Raw genomic sequence first — 20,933 nt, 5'->3', positions numbered from 1 at the left:
TGCAAGAGTTTTTTCTTTAATTTTTTCGGGTCGGCTTTATAGTAAAAAGCATGTCTGTATCATCGCCCAAATTATTTATTGTGGATGGTCATGCCCATATCTATGCGGCCTATTATGCGCCGATGCGGCCGCTGACCAGTCCCTCCGGTGAGCCGACCAAAGCCGTATTTGTCTTTACGACAGCCCTTCTGTCTTTAATCGAGCGGGAAAAACCGGACTATCTTGTGGTGGCGATGGACTCCAAAACCCCCAGTTTTCGGGTGAATCTTTATCCGGAATATAAGGCCCATCGTCCCCCGATGCCTGAAGATATGCCTTCCCAGATTCAGCGGATTGAACAGATTCTGGAGGCGATGCAAATCCCGGTTGTGCGCGTGGAGGGGTATGAGGCGGATGATGTCATCGGCACACTGGCCGCAAAGGCTTCTCAGTCGGGAATTGAAACGTACATCTGTTCCAAAGATAAAGATATGCTTCAGCTGCTGGATGAGCGGATCTGTACGTATGACATCAAAACCGGTCAGCGTTATGACCTCAGGCAGATGCTCGAGGAGCTTCGTCTTACGCCGCAGCAGTTTATTGATGTGCTGGCGCTGCAGGGGGATACGGCGGACAATATCCCCGGGGTGCCGGATGTCGGTCCCAAGACCGCTCTTCAATGGATTCAGCAGTACGGCTCGCTGGAAAATCTGTATGCACACGCCGATGAAATCGGAGGAAAACGGGGGGAGAATCTGCGGAAATTTAAGGAGCAGGTTTTTCTGAGCCGTCAACTGGTCGTCATTCATCGTCAGGTTCCGATTGAGTTTGATAAACAGGCGTTTGCTCGGAAAGAGGGCGACCGGGAAAAACTGGCGAAGATTTTTGCGGAACTTGGGTTTACACGGCTGCTGACTCAAATGGATTTAAAGCCGGTTCCTGTGCAGACCAAACCGAAGATTGCGGACTCGCTCTTCCCGGAGGACAATGGTCGACAGCCGACGGTAAAACAGCAGGGGCGGGACTATGTTCTTGTGGATACAGTAGAGGAACTGGAGCGGTTTTCGCAGCTTCTGGGACAGCAGGAACGGTTTTCTTTCGACACAGAGACTACCTCTCTGGATGCGATGCGGGCCCAGCTGGTTGGGCTGAGTTTTTCGTGGCGGGCCGGACAAGGGTGGTATCTGCCGGTTCGGGCTCCGGCCGGGCAGAGGCATCTGCCGCTGGAGGAGGTTCGCCGTCGGCTGGGGCCGATTCTGGCGGACAAGAGCCGTTATAAAATCGGCCAGAATATGAAATACGATATGATTGTGCTGGAAAACAGCGGGGTGCCGGTTGGGCTGCAGGATGGACGCTGCTTTGATACGATGGTGGCTTCCTATGTGCTCGCGGCGGACCGTTCCAGCCATTCTCTGGATACGATGGCGCGGGACTATCTGGGGCTGGAGACGACCCCGATTTCCGCGCTGATCGGCAAGGGCAAAAAGCAGATTTCCTTTGAGCAGGTGGATACGCAGGCGGCCTGTGCCTATTCGGCGGAGGATGCGGATGTGACCTGGCAGCTGTATGAGTATTTGTCCGCCCGGCTGAAGGCCCAGCCTGCCCTGCAAAAGCTCTTTGAGACAATCGAGATGCCGCTGGTCGAAGTGCTGATGCGGATGGAGATGAACGGGGTTTGTCTGGATACGGAAAAACTCAGCCGGCTGTCGGAGTCGATAGCTCAGATGCAGCGAGAGCTGACAGAGCGGATTTACGAACTGGCCGGCGGACCGTTCAACATTGATTCCACCAGGCAGCTGGGTGAAGTGCTTTTTGACCGGCTGGGGCTTGCGAGCATTAAGTCCGGCAAAACCCAGCGAAGCACCGATGCGGATGTCCTCGAGCAGCTGGCCGAAGAGCATGAAATCGTCCCGCTGATTCTTCAGTACCGCCAGGTGGAGAAACTCCGCAATACCTACACGGAAAAACTGGGCCAGCTGGTCAATCCGAGGACCGGACGGGTGCATGCCTCGTTCAATCAGACGGTCACGGCCACCGGACGGCTCAGCTCGTCGGACCCGAATTTGCAGAATATTCCGGTGCGGACGGAACTGGGCAGACAGATTCGCGCGGCGTTTGTTCCGGAAAAGAAGACGGACTGCATTCTCAGCGCGGATTATTCGCAGATTGAACTGCGGCTTTTGGCTCATTTTTCCCGGGATGCCGCCCTGCGGGAGGCCTTTGCTCAGGATTTGGATATTCACCGATTTGTGGCCTCGGAGATTTACGGGGTGCCGATGGAACAGGTGACCGGCGAGATGCGGACGAAGGCCAAGGCGGTCAATTTCGGGATTATATACGGACAGGGCCCGTTCGGACTGGCCCGCACGACGGGAATGCCGCAGGCGGAGGCCAAACGCTTTATTGAAGAATATTTTCGCCGGTACGGGTCTATCCGCTCGTTTATGGACCGGGTGATTGAACAGGCCAAACGGAACGGGTATGCGGAAACCATTCTGCATCGCCGCCGTAAGATTACAGGGCTGGACAGCCGCAACCCGAATGTCCGCTCGCAGGCCCAGCGGCTGGCGGTCAATACAGTGATTCAGGGCTCGGCGGCGGATTTGATTAAGGCGGCGATGATTCGGATTCATCGACGGATTGAGCAGGAAAAACTGCCGATTAAAATGATTCTGCAGATTCATGATGAACTGGTTTTTGAACTGCCGAAAAGCCGTTCGCAGGAGGATGCCCGCTGGATTGCAGAAGAAATGACCGCAGCGGTGCCGCTGGAGGTGCCGCTGAAGGTGGATATTTCCATCGGGGACAGCTGGCTGACGGACGATAAATAGAAAAAACCGAAAAAAAAGAGATTCTCAAGACATTAATAAATAGGACAAACGAGCCGTCTGAGGAGAACCAATGACACACGAACAATGGCAGCTGCTTGCGGATGTGCTTGCCGGCAAAGAAAGGAAGCCGATTGCAACTGGTTTTATTATCGACAGCCCCTGGCTGCCCGGCTGGTTCGGCGTTTCAACGCTGGATTATTTTACCAGCGATGCGGTTTGGTTTGAGGCCAACCGGAGGGCAATCGAGGCATTTCCGGAGACGATGTTTCTGCCGGGCTTCTGGGCGGAATACGGGATGTGCACAGAGCCCAGCGCCTTCGGTGCGAAATGCACATTTCACCGCAATGAGCTGCCGTTTGCGGACAAAATAATTCACCAGACAAAGGATATAGACCGTCTGAAAGTACCCAAACCGGAAAAAGACGGCCTGAATCCGTTTGTGCTCAACCGGCTGGCGCTGAACCGTAAAGCAATTGAAAAGCTCGGGCATCAGATTCGGTTTGCGGTTTCCCGCGGGCCGCTGAATATTGCCTCCTTTCTGATGGGTACGACGGAGTTTCTGACAGCCCTGGCTCTGGAGCCGGAGCCGGTTCATCGTCTGCTGCGAATCATCACGGATTACATCATCCGTTGGCTGGGGGTGCAGAAGAAATATTTTGATACGATTGACGGTGTGTTGATTCTGGATGACATCGTTGGGTTTCTGGGCAAGGCGGATTTCGAGACGTTTGCACAGCCGTACCTGAAGGAGATTTTCGGCTGTCTGAATGTTTCGGTGCGGTTTTTCCATAACGATGCCGACGGGCGCGTTTGTGCACCGTATCTGGCAGGGCTGGGGGTTAATCTGTTTAACTTCAGTTTTCAGCATTCATTGGCGGAAATGAAGGAATGGACCGGCGGACAGGTGACCCTGCTGGGCAATATCCCGCCGCGGGATGTACTGGCACAGGGCGGCCCGGAGCAGGTTCGCCGATGTGTACACGATACAATCAAGACCCTTTCGGACTGCCGGCGGGTGATTCTGTCCTGCGGCGGGGGAGTGCCCGATGGTGTCTCAACGGAAAATCTGCGTGCATTTCTGGATGCCTGTAAGGAAGCAGCCCTATGAAAACTTTCAACAAAGTCTGGGCGGCGGTTTGTCTGATTTGTCTGATAAGTGCCTGCCGCAACGGCCAAAAAGAACAGGAAACAGCTATGGAATCACCGGTAAAAGTGGTCCAGGATGAGGAGGCGATTACCCTTTGGTTTCGGAACAAGCCGGTTGTACGCTACTATACGGCGCTTTGTCCGGTTCCGGAGGGGGTGAATCCGATTTATCGCCGAAGCGGTTTTGTTCATCCGCTCTGGTCGCCGTCCGGCAAGGTGCTGACCCGCATTCAGCCGCCGGACCATTATCATCATTACGGAATCTGGAATCCCTGGACCATGACGCATATCGAAGGGCGGGAAGTGGATTTCTGGAATCTGGCCAAGGGGCAGGGGACGGTTCGGTTTGCAGGGCTGGAGTCCGTGCTGTGTGATTCATCCGGCGGGCGTTTTCAGGTTCGTCAGGAACACGTGGATTTTACAGCGGTTCCGCAGGGGCGGGTGGCGATTGAGGAGGTCTGGGGAATCGGGGCTTTTGCCGCGCAGGCGGAAGGACGCACCGTCTGGGTTGTCGATTTTGACAGCCACTTCTGGAATGTGCTGAACAGCCCGATTCTGCTGGATGCCTATCGCTACGGAGGGGGGCTGGGCTTTCGAGCGACGGAGGAATGGACCAAAGACAACTGTACCGTGCTGACCTCGGAGGGACGGACGCGAAAGGATGCCGATGGGCAGCGGGCCCGCTGGTGTGATGTCAACGGCTCGTTTGCCGACGGGACGCGGGCGGGAATTGTTTTTCTGAGCCATCCGGAAAATCGGGAGCATCCGGAACCCATGCGGGTCTGGCCGACGGATGCCAACGGCGGACGGGGCGACTTGTTTGTGGAGTTCTGCCCGATTCGCCTGAACAGCTGGACATTGGAGCCCGGACGAAAATATCGCCTGCGCTATCGGCTGATTGTGTATGACGGCACGCTCCAGCCGGAAACCGCGGAGCGGTTTTGGCAGGAGTACGCTTATTCGGCGGGAGTTCAAATCGGTCAATAAGTCAAAAAAAGATAAGGAGACAATCGTATGAGACGAAGGGATTTTCTGAAAGGTGCAGCGGCGGCAGCGGCCGGAGCGGTGGGGTTTCCGATGTTCATCCCCTCGACGGTTTTTGGGCGGACCAAACCGAATGACCGGATTCAAATCGGACAGATTGGATTCGGACGAATCGCCCGCGGACACGACCTGCCGGAGACAATCAAGCATGATTTCTGCCGGATTGTGGCGGTGGCGGATGTGGACAGCAAACGTCTGGCCGACGGCAAACGCTGGATTGAAAATTATTATGCCAGAAAAACCGGACAGGAAAAGTATCTGGAGGTCAAGACATACGGCGACTATAAGCAGCTGCTGGCCGACCCGAGCATTGATGCGGTCATCATCTCCACGCCGGACCACTGGCATGCCCAGCAGGCCATGGAGGCGGCGCTGGCGGGCAAGGATATTTATCTGCAGAAGCCGCTTTCGATGACGATTGCAGAAGGCCGTCAGGTGAGCGATATCATCCACCGGACGGGCCGAATTCTTCAGGTCGGCAGTCAGCAGCGTTCGCAGCTGCCCTGGCCGCATTTCAAGCGGGCCTGCGAGCTGGTCCGAAACGGCTTCATCGGAGACGTTCAGCGGATTCTAATCGGCCTGCCGACCGACCCGGCCGGACAGGAAGAGCCGGAAATGCCGATTCCGCCCAACCTGAATTATGATATGTGGCTGGGCTGTACCCCGTATGTCTATTATACGGAAAAACGGGTTCATCCGCAGAACAGTTATGACCGCCCCGGCTGGCTACGCTGCGATGCCTACTGCTGCGGAATGATTACCGGCTGGGGGTCGCATCATGTCGATACGGCTCACTGGGGGATGGGGACCGAATACACCGGTCCCGTCGAAGTGGAAGGAAAGGCGGAGTATCCCAAATCCGGCCTGTGGGATGTCCATGGGGAATTTGATGTGCATGCCAAATATGCCAACGGTGTCGCGATGCATATCAGCAGCCGACATCCGAACGGAATTCGCTTTGAAGGGACGGAAGGGTGGATTTTTGTGACGCGAGGTCCGGAGCGGATGACGCCCAGCGACCCGATTGCCCCGGGTGATGGTCCGGCTCCTCTGCAGGCATCTGACCCGAAGATTCTTCAGGCGTCGATTCCGTCCAACGGGATTCACCTCTATGAAAGCCCGGAGCAGCATCTGGACTGGCTGCAGTGCATTCAAAGCCGCCGGCAGCCGGTGGCTCCGGCGGAAGTGGGACACCGTTCCGGCACGGCCTGTCTGGTCAGTTATATTGCGATGAAGCTCGGACGCAAACTCACCTGGGACCCGGTTCGGGAGGTTTTCGTCGGGGACGAGCAGGCCAATGCGATGCGTTCCCGGCCTCAGCGCAAGCCCTACGGCACCAATTACGTTCTGTAGCAAAGGAGGGAGTGATGAATGGGCGGATTTGGCTGGCTCTGTCGGCGGTATGGCTTCTGGCGGGACTGACGGCCGGGTGTCAGATGAAACGGGCGGCAGCTGAAAAACAGCCGGAACCCTCCGTGCGGCTGCTGGTGCTGGACCCCGGGCATTTTCATGCCGCCCTGGTCCAGAAGACGATGTATGAACAGGTCAGTCCGGAGGTTTTTGTGTATGCACCGGGCGGACCGGAACTGGACAATTATCTGGGCACCATCGAATCCTTCAACACGCGCACGGACAATCCGACCGCCTGGCTTCAGCGGGTCTATCAAGGGCCGGATTATCTGGAGCGGATGCTCTCGGAAAAAAAAGGCAATGTTGTTGTGATTTCCGGGAAGAACTCGCTGAAAACCGACTACATTTATCAATCGGTCCGGGCGGGGCTGCATGTTCTGGCCGACAAGCCCATGGTGATTGCGCCGGACAAATTTCCGCTTCTGGTTGAGTCGTTCCGAACCGCGGAGAAAAACGGCGTGCTGCTGTATGATATTATGACGGAGCGGTTTGAGATAACGACAATTCTGCAGAAGGAGCTGGCGGCGATACCGGAGGTCTTCGGAGATTTGCAGCGGGGCAGTCCGGAGGAGCCGGCTGCGGTCAAGGAAAGCGTTCATCACTTTTTCAAATATGTGGCGGGCCGCCCGCTGCGAAGGCCCGCGTGGTTCTTTGACCCCGCCCAGCGCGGAGAGGATTTGGCGGATGTTTCGACGCATCTGGTGGATTTGATTCAGTGGGAGTGTTTCCCGGAAGAGCCGATCGATTACCGGCGGGATATTCAAATGCTCCGGGCCCGCCGCTGGACGACGCCGATGACCGCTGAACAGTTCCGGGAGGTGACCGGACAGGAGGATTGGCCGGAGTATCTGAAGCCCTATGTCAAAGACAATGTGCTCTATGTGAAAGCAAACGGGCAGATGGATTACACCCTGCGGGGGATTCACGCGCGCGTCTGTGTTCGTTGGGAGTATCGGGCGCCGGAGGGGGCGGGGGATATGCATTATTCCATTCTGCGGGGCAGCCGATGCAATTTGGTGATACGCCAGGGACCGCAGGAAAAGTACAAACCCACCCTCTATGTGGAATCGATTCAGGGAAAGTTTTCGCACGGGAATTTGGAGAAAGCGGTGTTGCGGACGCTTCAGAAAAAATATCCGGGAATCGGGCTGGAAAGGATTGATGAGCGCACGTGGAAGATTCTGGTTCCGGACTTCTATTATGTCGGGCATGAGGCGCATTTTGCGCAGGTAATGCAGAACTTTCTGCGCTATCTGAAAGCAGGGCGGCTGCCGGATTGGGAGGTGCCGAACATGCTGGCCAAGTATTATACGACGATGGAGGCCGTCAAAGCTGCTGACCGGCAGGACAATTAGTCCCCTAAGCCGCAGGGGGCAGGATAGCCCGTGCGATAAGCCCTGGGAAAAGGGATGGGCGCCAAAGAGGACTGGATTCCCGCCTTTCTCCTTCGCTGAAGCTGCGGAGAACAAGTCGCGGGAATGACGAAGGAGGAGCGGGAATAATGAGGAAAAGTCGGAAATGCATTAGCCGCGGGGCCCGGCGAGGGTATTAGCCCCGGGCGTGAGCCCGGGGAAAGGGAACGGGCACTTTCGTCCTTTTTCCACGCCCTTGCGGGCGTGGCTATTCTATGGCGCCCGCTTATGCGGGCTCAAAAGACAAGGAAGATAGCCCCGAGCGCGAGTGTCGGAAGGCTCGGCGAGGGATATAGCCCCGGGCGTAAGCCCGGGGAAAGGGGATGGGCGCTTTCGTCCTTTTTCCACGCCCTCGCGGGCGTGGCTATTCTATGGCGCCCGCTGTCGCGGGCTCAAAAGAATCTGCGGGCGAGCTCGTAACGTCCGGCAGGATAAGTAGCCCCGGGCGTGAGCCCGGGGGAAGAAGGATGCGTAAAAAAACTCTTATTTTAGTCCCTTTGGGGGCGAAGGAAGGAGGCCGGATGGGTCATACCTTTACCAACCACCTTTATCATATTGTTTTCAGCACGAAATATCGTAAGGGGCTCCTGGAGGACCGCCGACGCCCCGACTTTCATCAATATCTGTGGGGCTTTGCTCAGACGCTTGATTGTGCGATGTTAAGCGTCAACAGTGTTGGGGACCATATTCATCTGCTGGTCCGCATCAGGCCTTCTTTGGCTGTGTCCGAATTTGTCGGCAAACTGAAGGCCAATTCCTCTCGCTGGATAAAGGAGCAGCTGGACCCGCCGTTTGGTTTTCAGTGGCAAAGCGGCTTTTCGAGTTTTACGGTCAGCCAGTCTGCGGCGGCTCAGGTCAGGGACTATATCGAAAGGCAGGCGGAACATCATAGGCGGCTGACTTTTGAGGAGGAGTTAAAGCGGTTTTTTGAACGGAATGGAATCGAATATGACCCGCAGCGCTGTCTGGATTGATTCAGACGTTCTCTGCGGGGAAAATAGCCCCGAGCGCGAGTGTCGGAAGGCTCGGCGAGGGATATAGCCCCGGGCGTAAGCCCGGGGAAAGGGGACGGGCGTTTTCGTCCTTTTTCCACGCCCTTACGGGCGTGGCTATTCTATGGCGCCCGCTTTCCTCCTTCGCTGAAGCTTCGGAGGACAAGCCGCGGGCTCGAAAGACAAGGAAGATAGCCCCGAGCGCGAGTGTCGGAAGGCTCGGCGAGGGATAAGTAGCCCCGGGCGTGAGCCCGGGGAAAAGGGATGGGCGCCAAAGAGGACTGGATTCCCGCCTTCGCGGGAATGACGAAGGAAGAGCGGGAATAATGAGGAAAAGTCGGAAATGCATTAGCCGCGGGGCCCGGCGAGGGTATTAGCCCCGGGCGTAAGCCCGGGGAAAGGGGACGGGCGCTTTCGTCCTTTTTCCACGCCCTTGCGGGCGTGGCTATCTAAAGTAAAGTATATCGCCCGCTGTCCTCCTTCGCTAAAGCTTCGGAGGACAAGCTGCGGGCTCGAAAGCATTATCGGACGCACGTCAAAAATTTCCTATCTTTGCATTTTCTTAAAATATTTTTCTGCCCAGTTTGCCGCGCCGGTTTTTATTTCTTAGGTTTTCTATGGAAGCGTTAAAGGTTCTTTGACAAGCCCATACGAGAAAATCCGGACGCGGTGGACAAACGTGTTTGAAAAATCCCCAAGCCGGTTCCGCCGGCTTGAACCAAGTGTTAACGAAACTAACAAAACCGTATGTAACCGATACCGAAATACAGGTACAAGAAAGGGAGAATGACCAATGAAAGCAAAAAAAGGGTTTACACTGGTTGAAATTCTGATTGTGGTTGTGATTTTGGGTATCCTGGCGGCGATTGTGATACCCCAGTTCAGCCAGGCCAGCACCGAAGCCAAGCTGAACAGCTGCCGCTCCTCGCTGCAGAGCTTACGGTCGCAGATTGAACTGTACAAGATTCAGCACAATGACCAGCCCCCTGCGCTGGCTAGCTTCGCGGCTCAGATGACCGGAAAGACCAATCCTGACGGAACTGCCGGCGGCACGTTGGGACCTTATTTGCAAAAGGTTCCTCGGAACCCCTGGAACAATTCTGAAACGCTGGCGGCTACGGATGCTTCGGGTGTCGGCTGGGTCTATGATGAGGCCACCGGTGCGATTTATGTCGGCGTAGCCGATGCTCCTGCTGCCGTTGCTACGGAACTTCGGAACAATGGAGATGCTCTCTAATCAGCAGCGGCTCTATTGAGCGATGATTTGGAAGCCAAGCCGACCGGCCTTGCGAGAAATTCGGGGGTCGGTCGGCTTTTTTATTGCTTGAATCAGCCGGTGATTAGCCCCGGGCATAGGGCCCGGCGGGGAAGATAGCCCCGGGCGATAAGCCCGTCTGGCAGAGGGCCCGGCGAGGGTATTAGCCCCGGGCGTAAGCCGGAGAAGCTTGCGGGGAAGATAGCCCCGGGCGTGAGCCCGGGGGAAGAAAGATGCGGAAATCGTAAAACGGTTTTTCCTGTCCGGGTTTTCGGATGCGGCGTGAGAGGCATAAAAATGGATCGAAAAAAATTAAGGCGATACCAACGGGAAAAGGCGGGCCAAAGTCCTCTGATTGCTCTTTTTGAGCGGACGATGCTGGGGCTGATTCTTTTTGCGGGGGCCGTCGGCTGGATGCTGCCTAAAATGGCTCAGGCCGCTGCAGAGAATCGAATCACCCTTCTGATGGAACGGCTTCATCAGGTTCGTTCCGGGATTGCTCTTTATCGGGCCCAGAATGACGGCCGGCTGCCCGGCCGGGGAGTCGATGGAAACCCTGCGGCGGAACAATTCCTGTCCGACCTTGCCAAACAGGGATGTCAAATCCCTGCCAATCCTTTTGTTCAGGGGCCTGCCGCCTATCGGGTAACGGTGACGGATGACCCTGCGAACCGGCCTACAGGACGCGAAGGGACGGGCTGGTGGTATAACACGGCGACGGGGCACTTTGCGGCCTGCGACAGCCGATACCATTCTGCTTTTTAAAAACAAACCGCCAATTTCACGGATTCGGCGGATTTTGATAAAAAAATGAAACAACAGAGGTACAGACAAGACGGTTTTACTCTGCTGGAGATGCTGATGGCAATGGTTATCCTCGGCGCTGCGGCGGCGGGGGTACTTTTGCCTTTTGTCAGTGCAGCGCAGGTGCAGCGGGAGGCGGTCTGTCAGGTGCTGGCCGCCCAACTGGCCTCCAACCTGATGGAACAGATTGTCAGCACGCCTTTTGAGGAAATCCGGACACAGTGGGACGGCTATGCGGAAGCGGAGGGGCAGGTCAAGAATGCCTCGGGTGCAGTGTTTTCCGATCCAATTTACAGCGGCTTTGCTCGTTCGGTTTCGGTGGAAACTGTTCAGTTTAACAACGATGCTGAATGTCTGAAGGTTACCATTCGTGCGCACTATAAGGGACGGAACATAATTCGTCTTCAATCTCTGATAGGCCCCTGACATGCTTCGTCAAACGAAAAAAAAGAGCGGTTTTACCCTGATTGAATTGGTGATGGGGATGCTCATCGCCGGTGTGGTTTTGCTGGCGGCGGCGACCTTTTCGTTTGCGATGCGGCAAGGGCAGCAAACCACCGACCTGATGCTGGACGGTCTGTCAGCCGTTCGCGGGGCCTCCGTTCGCATCACCGACCTGGTTCATCGAGCCCATACGCTTCAGACGGGCGGCAACACCGTGACAATTCAGAGTGAAGCGGGCACATCGACTCTGGCCGTCAGCGGCACGACCCTGAATCTGAATGGGAAACCTTTGCTGAAAAACTGCAGCGGATTGAGTATGGAAGTTCGCGACGGTCGGCTGCTGATTGTGCGCTTCAAAATGCAGGCGGAGACGGGCTGGAGAGATTACGAAATCTGTGCGGCGGTACGCTGCCGCAGCGGGGGATAAGATGTCGGCGAAAAGATGTTGTCATCAAAATCAAGGGGCGGCCCTGATAACCGTGCTGTTTTTGGTGATGGCCGTAGCGGTCATTGCGCTGGGGCTGTTTGCCCGCACGGATATGTCCCTGGCGGCCGGCCGCAATTTTGTGCTGCATACACAGACAGAGGCCCTTGCCTATTCAGGTCTGGAATTTGCTCGTGTTCTGGTTCGGGAACCCAATCTGGTTTTGCCTTGGAGCAGACCTGTGGAGCTCGAAGGGCAGGTGGTTGGTTTTGTCTGTGAACTCGAGATTTCCGACCCCAATGAACGGGTTTATCCGGTTGTCAGCCGGGCGTGGTTTGAAAAAGACGGTATCCGACGCGTGGAAAGCATTCTCACCGGCCGGCTTTATTATGACCCCAATGATGGGGGGACCTATTACCAGCGGATTGACCGGCAGGTCCGATAAGGGACAGGCACGAAAATCGTACGACATTTCCTCCGTTTGGGGGCTGCCTTTGAGATGCTCTTTCAAATACTGTGCAGAAGGACAGGTCTGTAGGGGCTGTGCAGACTGAAGCAGTTTTGGGGGGTTGCAGAAAGGGAAAAAGCCGTTTTTTGACCCTGAAAATTGAAGAGCGGCAGGTCCGATTATATGGCCTGTAATGCGTATGATTTCGGATTTGTTCGAAATGTCTGTGGGAAGGGCTTTGCGGTTTTTCAGACGGTTAAGCCGCCGAAAGAGTCGGTCGAAAACATCTGTGAATCGTTCGGCGGTATTCCGCCGTGTTGTCGGCGGAGAAATCGGAAGGTGAAACTATGAAAAAACAAACCGGTCAGAATCGAAGCATTCGCCGAGGATTTACTCTGATTGAGATTGTTGTCGTTCTGGTGATTCTGTCGATTACAGCCCTGCTGGCCGTGCCTGTTTTCGGGACGGCGGCGGATATGCAGGTCCGGGCGGCGGCCGACAAGATTGCCGCAGATTTGGATTATGCCAAGGGCCTGGCTGTGACCCGACAGAAAACCTATACCGTCGTGTTTTTTCCTTTGGAGGAGCGGTATCAGGTCCAGGATGCCGCCGGCACTGTGCTGCCTCATCCTCTGCGGAGCGGACGGCAGTTTGTTGAAAATTTCAGCGTGGACCGGCGGACCAAAAAGGTGGATGTTGTCAGTACGACCTTCAGCGGCGATGCTGTGACATTTGACTATCTGGGAACACCTTATTCGGGAACCGATACAGCCAACCGTTTGAATGAGGCCGGGTGGATTACCATTCAGGCCGATTCGTTTGTGCTGTATGTAAAAATCGAACCGGTTACCGGGTATATCTCTGTGGAGAAGACAAAGACCTGATGAGTGCAGCCAATCCGTCAATTTGTTCGTGGCTGGAGTGGTTCGGCTGGGGCCCCAAAGGCCCTATCGGCATTGATGTCGGGCACTCCTGCATCCGGATGATTCAGCTGGGATGCCGGGAAGGCCGGATACGGGTGGAAAGTGCCGAACAGGAATGCCTGGAGCCGGCATCACCGGCGGGAGGCCATGCGCATCGAACGGCCGTGGTGCGGGCGATTCGAGCCATGCTGGCCCGGGGCCGCTTTTCGGGGCGGGAAGCGGTTTCCTGTCTTCCGGGTGATGCACTGAAAATCAAAAGCCAGCGGCTGGACAGCCTCGAAGCCGAACGGCTCGAAGAAGGGCGGATTGACGAGCTGGCGGAACGCTTTGGACTGGACCCGGATAAGGATGAAATCCGGTATTTGGTTGCCGGCAGCGTGTATCAGGGCGAGGAAATCAAAAAAGAGGTTATTTTTTTCGGAATGAATCGGACTCAGCTGCTCGGACATCTGGCTCTGCTGGAGGAGGCCGGACTGGAGCCGGTAGCCGTTGATGCCATGCCGTGCGCGCTGTTCCGCAGCTTTCAGCGGAGTCTTCGGCGTCAGGAAGACCGCGAAGTCGTCAGCGTTCTGGTCAATCTGGGGACCTATTTTACGACGGTTATCATCGGAAAAGGAACGTCTATTTCCCTGATCAAACAGATTCCTCTGGCCGAACAGCATCTGACCCAGCGGGCGGCGGATGTTCTGGGGATTTCGTGTGACGAGGCGGCTCGTCAAATTGCTCGGGAATGGGCGGAAGGCTGCGAGTCGGACAATTCCCCGATTCATCAGACGCTTTCATCGGCCCTGAAGCGAACCATCGAGGATTTGGCGCGGGAAATTTCCCTGTGCTTTAAATACTACGCCGTGGCCTTTCGCGGCGAGCGCCCCTCGGAAGTGGTGTTTGCGGGCGGTTGTCTGTATGAGTCTCTTCTGATGGACATGCTTTGTCGGCAGCTGAATCTGGATATCCGGACAGCGGAACCGCTGCGCGGAATTGATTTGAGTCATGTGTCCTTTGACCGCCGTCCCAATCCCCAGCGGGCGGAATGGGCGGTGGCGGTCGGGCTGGCCTTAAAGGGATGGCGGCCCGGACAATCGAAGTCGGAACTTGTTTCCAAAATGAAGGCGGCTGTCTGATGGAACTGGATTTTATTCCAACCTGGTACCATGAGAATCGCCGTCGAAGGAACTGGTATCTTCGACGCTACCTGGCGATTGCCGTCCTGACCGGTCTGTGGATTGTGGGCAATCTGCTCAGCGGAGGGATGGTCTCAAAGGCCTACGCCGACCTGGAAGGTCTTCGCAGCACCTATGAAAAGGGACTGCGAACCATTCTTCAGACCCGCCGGCTTCAGGAGGAGCTTGCGGTTCTGAACCGCCAGAGCCGCCTGGTCAATCGACTCCGGCCGCGAACCCTTCCTTCGCCTGTCCTGGCGGAGTTGAGCCGGTGCATCGGGGAGCGGGCGGTTTTGAAGGAATTGACGATTGTCCAGGTTCCTCTGGAATCTCTCAGTCTGTCTGCTGTGAAACCGGCAACGGCGGTTCGGCTCCGGGCCGGCACCGGCGGCCGAAATGACTGGACGTCGGCTTCTGAGACGGTCACGCGGATTCGACTGGTCGGCCTGGCCTGCGACGGAGCCGAAGCGGCGGCTCTGATTTCCAGACTGGAGGAATCGGAGTATTTCGAGCAGGTGACCCCTGTTTATACCAAAAATGAGAAGCTGCTCGGAAACACGGTTACCGGATTCGAAATTCAGTGTGTTGTGGCGGATTATACGGTGAGGGAACGGAATTGAAGAAGCTGATTGACCAGTATCCGTTGACGGTGTTCGGACTGCTGCTGACAGCGGCGGCGGCGCTGGGGGCCTATCAGTATTATCCGGTCTATCAGCAGCGGAAGGCCTTTCAGGCTTTGCTGGCGGAAGAGCAGTCTCGGATGGATGAGGTGAAGGACTGCTCCGAACGGCTGCCGGTGCTGCATCGCCAGGTAAAAGCCTTAAAGCCGGCGGCGGAACAGTTCCAGCGGTATTTTCCGGATGAGCAGGGGTATTCGCGGCTCTGGCAGCAGATGACCGAGACGCTGGCTCGCGCCGAACTGTCCGATCAGTCGATTCGTCCCGGAGAGGTCAGCTGCGAAGACGGCTTGTGTTCCATTCCGCTGGAAATCCGCTGTAGCGGCAGTTTTGAAAAGATATTTGAGCTGCTTCAGGCGTTTGAGCGGTTCGAGCGATTGATTCGATTTGAAGAAATTATTTTGCGCAATGACGAAAAGATGACCGGAACTCTGCTTCTGCAGGCAAAAGGCCGGGCATTTTATCAGTCTTCAGGGCCCAAACAGAATCTATGAGGCGACATGGACACGCAGTCAGGAGCATCGGAGTGCTCGCAGGAACCATGAACCCGAAGGCTGTTCTGGCGGCGGTGCTTCTGCTGGTCATGGCGGTTTTGTGGCTTCGGGTTTTTTTGAGAGGGCGCAGCGGTCCGGAAGAGGCCCAGGCCCAGAGTCTTTTATCGGGACCGGCCGAGCGGTCTGCTGAAGAGCCTGCAGCGCCGAAGCTGCTTATCGAAGCAAGGCCGCTGCCTGTGGAGTCCGAACGACACGGCCGGACGGAAACAAATCCTTTTGTTTTTGCCCCTGCCAAGTGGTTTCCTGCAGAAATTCAGAGCTCGGTTTCAGTTCAGGAGCCGGCGGATTCGACCGCGGCGATACAGAAAGGGCTGCTGGAAAAAATCGCCGGACAGCTGCTGCTGCAGGCGGTTATTAAAGACCCCGGCGGTGTGCCGGTGCAGGTGTGTGTAAACGGAGTGGTTTTGTCCCGGGGAGGAACCCTGAAAATCAGAGAAAAAGGGGAGATTTATGAATTGAGAGTGCGGGAGATAGGAACCCAGGAAGTCCAGTTTGACTGTCTGGATAACGTTTTGACGGTGAAAATGCCCTCTTCGGAGTGGCTCGATTAAGGAAAGGCGGTGTTTTATGAAGACTCAGCGTAGAAAGCAGAAAAAATTGAAATTCCGAACTTACCTGACGGCCTTCAGCGTTTGGCTGCTGGCGGTGCTGGGCTTGACGGCACTTGTGATCGGTCAGGAAAATGAAGGCGCAGCGCCGGCGGAAGCCGCGGAGGCGGCTGCTCCGGCGGAGGCATCCCCGTCGCCTTCGTTTTCGATGCAGTCGGTTCAGAGCATCAGTTTCCGCAAAGATATGCCGATTCGCGATGCCCTGCAGATGCTGGCGCAGATGTACCACAAAAACATTGTGCCTTCGGCCCGGGTGGACGGAACTGTGACGGTTACCAACCTGTATGATGTGACGTTTGAAGAGGCTCTCCAGGCCATTCTCGGCACGCACAAGTATGAAATCAAGGGCAACTTCGTCAAGATTTACACCAACGAGGAATTCCGTGCGGACAAGACGCGGTTTGAATACGCGGTGATTCCGCTGTACTACATCAATGCGGAAGAGGCCAAGAAGCTGGCCGAACCTCTCCTGAGTGAGTTCGGACAGCTGGGGGTGACCAGTCCGGCTCAGCGGAACACAACCCCCGGCCAGGGCGGTGATTCGCTGGCCATTCACGACCGGCTGGTTGTGTCTGATTATCCGGAAAACATCAGGCGGATTCGGGAAGTGCTGGCTGATGTGGATGTTGAGCCTCTTCAGGTGCTGCTGGAAGTAACGGTGATGGAAGCTACCCTGACGGAAGCCACCAAATTCGGCATTGACTGGTCGAATGTGCCCGGCGTGACGATTGATATGGGCACCGGCGGTTTTTACCAGGGCGGTTTTGCCCCCGCTGTAACCGGAACCAATGCCTCCGGAATTACCGTGGGTGTGACCTTCGATAATATCGCCGCACTGATCAAGGCCGTCGAAACCATCTCGGATTTGACCATTATGGCCAATCCGAAGATTCTGGCCCTCAACAAACAGGCCGGCAAGCTGATTATCGGTAAAGAAGAAGGATATCAGTCCTTAACGAATGTGGCCGAAGGCGGCACCGCCACCCAACGGGTGGAGTTTCTGGAAAGCGGTACTGTGCTCGAGTTTCGGCCTTTCATCGGCAAGGACGGTCTGATTCGAATGGAAATCCGGCCTGAACAAAGCAATGGGGAAATTGTTCAGTTCGGCAGTACTCAGCTGCCCAAGAAAACCAAGACGGAAATTATGACCAATGTGATGGTGCGGGACGGGCAGACGATTGTTCTGGGCGGATTGTTCAAGGAAAGCACCAATCTGTCCCGCAATCAGGTGCCTATCGTCGGGGATATTCCTGTCATCGGAGAACTGTTCCGCGGGGTCTCCGACAATTCAACCCGGGTGGAGCTGATTATCCTGATTACTCCTCATATCATCCAGCGGCCTGAGCAGGCCCAGGGTGCGGAGCGTCTGGAGGATGTCCAGCGTCTGGCTCATGAGGCCCGCAGCAATTTGTACTGGATGAGCCGGGTCAAGATTGATGAAGACCGGTATGCTCGGGCGGTTCAGTATTATCTGAACGGGGATTACAACAGCGCTATGACCGAGCTGAACAATATCCTGACGATCCACCGCAATTACCTCGAGGCCATCCGGCTTCGGGAGCGGATTCTCCGGGAGACGCAGCCTCAGGCGGCCCAGCAGATGGAGCGTCTGATGCTTCAGAAGATTGAACGGGAAGAATCCGGCAAGTGGTTTCGCTGGTAAACGATGACTGTGTTCCTCCGGCTGTCGGCCCAGAGGCAGGCAGCCGGAGGCTTTTGTGAAAGGAGTTCTGAAGACAGGAGTATGCGATGGAACGGACAAAACAGACAATTTTGCTGCTGATTCTGGCGGGAGTATGCGGCGTCTGGAGCGGCTGTGCCGCATCCGGCCGTACGTCCAAGAAAGAGCAGATGCTCAAGACCTGGGAAAAATCCTCCATCGGGCCTAATCTGGCGGCGGTTCGCGGATTGCTGGACCGAGGGCAGGTCGAAGAAGCCAAGAAGCTTCTGGTCAAATATATCCAGACCGAACCGGAGCATCCGGAGGTCAACTATCTGCTGGCCCGCGTGCATTTGGCGGAGGGCCGTCTGCCGGCCGCACAGGCCTGTCTGAAAAAGGCGGTGGATGGGGCTCCTCAAATGGATGAGGCGTGGTTTGCTTTGGGATTGACGGCTCTCGAACAGGGACGGCTGGAGGAGGCCGCCAAATCTCTCGGCAAAACCGTCGAACTGAAGCCTCTGCAGGTGGAGTATATTTTGACCCTCAGTCATTGCTATGTACGGCTAGGACGGATTGAGCAGGCCCTTGACCTGATTGAAACCAAACGCCGAACCCTGCCTTACGACACCGATTTGCTGCTGACGGCTGCGGATTTGGCTCAGCGGAGCGGCGATGGAGAACGGGCCGCCGCCCTGTACAAGGAGGCCCTCTGGAGGCAGGGGGATAATCCCCGTGTGCTCGAGGCGGTCGGGCTGCATTATATGGACCGTCAGCTGTGGGTGCCGGCGGCGGAGCTGTTTGAGAAGCTGTATCGGATTCAAGCCGGCCAGGAGCGGCGTCAGATGACGCTCCGCTGGCTGAGCTACTGTACGCTGCAGGCCGGACGGTATGCGGCGGCTCTGAAGTGGTATGACGAGCTCAGTGTCTTGCGCCGGGATGACCCGCAGGTGTGGCTGGAGATGGGACAGGCTGCTCTCGGTGCAGACCTTCCGGATCGGGCTCTGTATTGCGGGCAAAAGGCCCTTCAGCTTCAGCCGGGTCTGATGGATGCTCAGGTGGTGACGGCTTGCGCCCTCTATTTGAAAAACAATTATGCCGAGGCCGTTGCGCTCTTCCAAAAGGTGTGTCTCGATTCCAAATGGGAGGCCTTCGGCTGGTGGATGAGCGGGCTTTGCTATCAGCGGCTGGGACAGAATGCGCTCGCACGCAGTGCCTTTGAGAAGGCCAGTCAGCTGAATCCGGACAGTCCGCTGATTCGTCTTTTTACCGAGCCGGAAAAGAAGACGCTGTAGCAGTTTCGGCGAATGATGGGTTTGCCGGTGAAACACGGTTTTTGCGGTCTATGAAACAGGCGACAGGCATTCTGATGGGGCTCTGGGCAGGCACGACGGTCCTTTTGACCGCTGCCGGAGGTTTCTGCATCTTTTTTCCGGGAACGGCGGCGGTCTGGTGTCTCTGGCCGGCGGCTGTTCTGGCGGCGGTTCTTTTGGGATGGAGCCTCTGGAAACTGCTCAAAAATCCGGAGATTCTGATTCGAACCGGCCAGGCCTCGGATTCTGTGCCGCTTCAGGACCGGGATACCGCATATCGCGGGGAGATTGAACAGGTTCGGCAGGAAAACAGCCGGCTTCGTCTGGAACTCCAGATGCTTCGAAGGCAGCATGCCTGGGGGCAGGCCGTTCTGGAAAGCATTCGCGATGCCGTGCTGGTGGTCGATGAACAGGATCAGGTGCTTTTTGCCAATCCGGCAGCACGGGAGCTGCTGAATCTGGACGCGGGCGGGCAGCCTCAGAGGTTCCCGGACGAACCGGAGCCGGCCGGACAGCTCCGGGAAAAGATTCAGCGGTGCCGAAACGGACGCATCCGTCATGTCCGCCATGAATTCACGATGGAGCTCCAGGGGCAGCAGCACTTTTTTGAGGCGGTTCTCTCCTGTCTGGATGAATCGGTCGCAACCAGCGGCGGCGTGGTAGCGGTTCTTCATGACATCAGCCGCGAACGGGAAATCTCCCAGATGAAAAATGAGTTTGTCAGTCATGTTTCCCATGAGCTGAAAACGCCGCTGGCTTCCATCAATGCCTATGCTGAAATGCTGGTGGACGGAGAAGCTCGGGAACCCGAAATGATTCGGCAGTTCTGCTCGATTATCCAAAGCCAGGCCCTTCGGCTGAACCGCCTGATTGAGGATATTCTGAATATCTCCCGGATAGAATCGGGCTTAATTAAGGTCAACCGAAGCTGTCAGAGCATGGCTTTGATTGTTCGCGATGCCGTGGAGATGATTCAAAGCTATGCGCAGGAAAAGAATATCACCGTTCGCGCCCCGGCCCCGATTCTCTACGACCAGGTTTATGTGGACCGGGACATGATGTCGCAGGCCGTCATCAACCTGCTCAGCAATGCCGTCAAATACACCCCCGCCGGCGGGACAATTACGGTGGGCCTGGAAGTGAATGAGGCGGATGGGCGGCTGACCGTGAGCGTTTCGGATACAGGCGTCGGGATTCCGCCGGAAGAACTGGGGCGGGTATTTGAGAAATTTTATCGGGTCCAGGCCAACAACCATATGGCTAAAGGAACCGGATTGGGACTGAATTTGGTCAAGCAGATTGTCGAAACAGTACACGGAGGCAGGGTCTTTGTGTCCAGTGTTGTCGGACAGGGAAGTACATTCGGGTTTGAACTGCCGCTGGTGAGGACCGGCTGTGCCGCTGTTTCAGCGGGCAGCCCGTCCTGACGGTTCCGGCGGCTGCAGAAAAACAGGAGAACAAGATATGGCGGAACGAAAAGCGCTGGTTGTGGATGATGAATTCCACATTGTCCAGGTCGTGGCCATCAAACTGCGGAATAACGGGTTTGAGGTCTATACGGCCGATAACGGCAGTCAGGCCTATCAGCTGGCCTGTGAGCATCGTCCGGATGTGATTATCACGGATTATCAGATGCCGGCTATGACGGGGCTGGAGCTGATTGAGAAACTTCGGCACAATCCGAGTACGGCGGACACACCGGTGCTCCTGCTGACGGCGCGAGGATTTGCCGTGGACCCGCAGCAGAAGGAGGCCCTGCGGGTGGCGGCGTGCCTGAGCAAGCCCTTCAGTCCGCGGGAAGTGCTTCATTGTGTGGAGGATGTGCTGGCTCAGCGAGCTGGTGTCTGACCGT

Annotated in this window: 20 protein-coding genes; all 20 read left to right on the top strand. The window is 56.2% G+C overall.

From position 1 onward, the window contains the following. Positions 1–50: 50 nt before the first annotated feature. The gene (gene polA, locus WHS88_04565) at positions 51–2,810 is read left to right on the top strand and encodes a DNA polymerase I (protein ID MEJ5259446.1); all 2,760 of its coding nucleotides are present in this window, start codon (positions 51–53) and stop codon (positions 2,808–2,810) included. Positions 2,811–2,880: 70 nt separating this feature from the next. After that, positions 2,881–3,918 carry a uroporphyrinogen decarboxylase family protein gene (locus tag WHS88_04560; GenBank protein MEJ5259445.1) on the top strand — a complete coding sequence of 346 codons (1,038 nt, stop codon included), beginning with the start codon at positions 2,881–2,883 and terminating at the stop codon, positions 3,916–3,918. Further along, positions 3,915–4,943 carry a PmoA family protein gene (locus WHS88_04555; GenBank protein ID MEJ5259444.1) on the top strand — a complete coding sequence of 343 codons (1,029 nt, stop codon included), beginning with the start codon at positions 3,915–3,917 and terminating at the stop codon, positions 4,941–4,943. Before WHS88_04560 ends, WHS88_04555 begins: the two co-directional genes overlap by 4 nt. Positions 4,944–4,970: 27 nt before the next feature. After that, positions 4,971–6,353: a Gfo/Idh/MocA family oxidoreductase gene (locus tag WHS88_04550; protein MEJ5259443.1), complete on the top strand. Its 1,383-nt coding sequence runs from the start codon at positions 4,971–4,973 to the stop codon at positions 6,351–6,353. Positions 6,354–6,367: 14 nt separating this feature from the next. Next, on the top strand, positions 6,368–7,765 hold the full coding sequence (locus WHS88_04545) for a putative oxidoreductase C-terminal domain-containing protein (protein ID MEJ5259442.1): 1,398 nt from the start codon (positions 6,368–6,370) through the stop codon (positions 7,763–7,765). 578 nt (positions 7,766–8,343) lie between these two features. Continuing rightward, positions 8,344–8,796 carry an IS200/IS605 family transposase gene (gene tnpA, locus WHS88_04540; GenBank protein ID MEJ5259441.1) on the top strand — a complete coding sequence of 151 codons (453 nt, stop codon included), beginning with the start codon at positions 8,344–8,346 and terminating at the stop codon, positions 8,794–8,796. An 811-nt stretch (positions 8,797–9,607) separates the two neighbouring features. After that, entirely contained in the window at positions 9,608–10,051 is a 444-nt protein-coding gene (locus WHS88_04535; protein MEJ5259440.1) for a prepilin-type N-terminal cleavage/methylation domain-containing protein, read from the top strand. A 315-nt stretch (positions 10,052–10,366) separates the two neighbouring features. Further along, a complete protein-coding gene (locus tag WHS88_04530) occupies positions 10,367–10,834 on the top strand; it encodes a hypothetical protein (GenBank protein MEJ5259439.1) in 468 nt (155 codons plus the stop codon). Between the two features lie 45 nt (positions 10,835–10,879). Continuing rightward, positions 10,880–11,299, top strand: coding sequence for a type II secretion system protein (locus WHS88_04525; protein MEJ5259438.1), 420 nt, complete (start codon positions 10,880–10,882; stop codon positions 11,297–11,299). A 1-nt stretch (position 11,300) separates the two neighbouring features. Then, entirely contained in the window at positions 11,301–11,744 is a 444-nt protein-coding gene (locus WHS88_04520; protein ID MEJ5259437.1) for a type II secretion system protein, read from the top strand. A 1-nt stretch (position 11,745) separates the two neighbouring features. After that, positions 11,746–12,186, top strand: a complete 441-nt coding sequence (locus WHS88_04515; GenBank protein MEJ5259436.1) for a hypothetical protein — start codon at positions 11,746–11,748, stop codon at positions 12,184–12,186. Positions 12,187–12,536: 350 nt separating this feature from the next. Next, positions 12,537–13,073: a prepilin-type N-terminal cleavage/methylation domain-containing protein gene (locus WHS88_04510; protein ID MEJ5259435.1), complete on the top strand. Its 537-nt coding sequence runs from the start codon at positions 12,537–12,539 to the stop codon at positions 13,071–13,073. Next, positions 13,073–14,233: a pilus assembly protein PilM gene (gene pilM / locus WHS88_04505; GenBank protein ID MEJ5259434.1), complete on the top strand. Its 1,161-nt coding sequence runs from the start codon at positions 13,073–13,075 to the stop codon at positions 14,231–14,233. Before WHS88_04510 ends, pilM begins: the two co-directional genes overlap by 1 nt. Continuing rightward, positions 14,233–14,892 (top strand): PilN domain-containing protein, encoded by a 660-nt coding sequence (locus tag WHS88_04500; protein ID MEJ5259433.1) that lies wholly within the window; start codon positions 14,233–14,235, stop codon positions 14,890–14,892. The genes pilM and WHS88_04500 overlap by 1 nt, the downstream gene beginning before the upstream one ends. Then, the gene (pilO, locus tag WHS88_04495; protein MEJ5259432.1) at positions 14,889–15,443 is read left to right on the top strand and encodes a type 4a pilus biogenesis protein PilO; all 555 of its coding nucleotides are present in this window, start codon (positions 14,889–14,891) and stop codon (positions 15,441–15,443) included. The genes WHS88_04500 and pilO overlap by 4 nt, the downstream gene beginning before the upstream one ends. A 32-nt stretch (positions 15,444–15,475) precedes the next feature. After that, positions 15,476–16,054, top strand: coding sequence for a hypothetical protein (locus WHS88_04490; GenBank protein ID MEJ5259431.1), 579 nt, complete (start codon positions 15,476–15,478; stop codon positions 16,052–16,054). Between the two features lie 16 nt (positions 16,055–16,070). Then, complete coding sequence (locus tag WHS88_04485) at positions 16,071–17,774, top strand: secretin N-terminal domain-containing protein (GenBank protein MEJ5259430.1); 1,704 nt, start codon at positions 16,071–16,073, stop codon at positions 17,772–17,774. 86 nt (positions 17,775–17,860) lie between these two features. Further along, positions 17,861–19,063: a tetratricopeptide repeat protein gene (locus WHS88_04480; GenBank protein ID MEJ5259429.1), complete on the top strand. Its 1,203-nt coding sequence runs from the start codon at positions 17,861–17,863 to the stop codon at positions 19,061–19,063. Positions 19,064–19,113: 50 nt separating this feature from the next. Then, positions 19,114–20,508, top strand: a complete 1,395-nt coding sequence (locus tag WHS88_04475) for an ATP-binding protein (GenBank protein MEJ5259428.1) — start codon at positions 19,114–19,116, stop codon at positions 20,506–20,508. 37 nt (positions 20,509–20,545) lie between these two features. Beyond that, entirely contained in the window at positions 20,546–20,929 is a 384-nt protein-coding gene (locus tag WHS88_04470) for a response regulator (GenBank protein MEJ5259427.1), read from the top strand. The last annotated feature ends 4 nt before the right edge of the window (positions 20,930–20,933 follow it).

The sequence above is a fragment of the Anaerohalosphaeraceae bacterium genome (genome assembly GCA_037479115.1).
Lineage (GTDB): Bacteria > Planctomycetota > Phycisphaerae > Sedimentisphaerales > Anaerohalosphaeraceae > JAHDQI01.
Note: the sequence above shows the minus strand (reverse complement) of the source record. Positions and strands in the feature narration are given on the sequence as shown.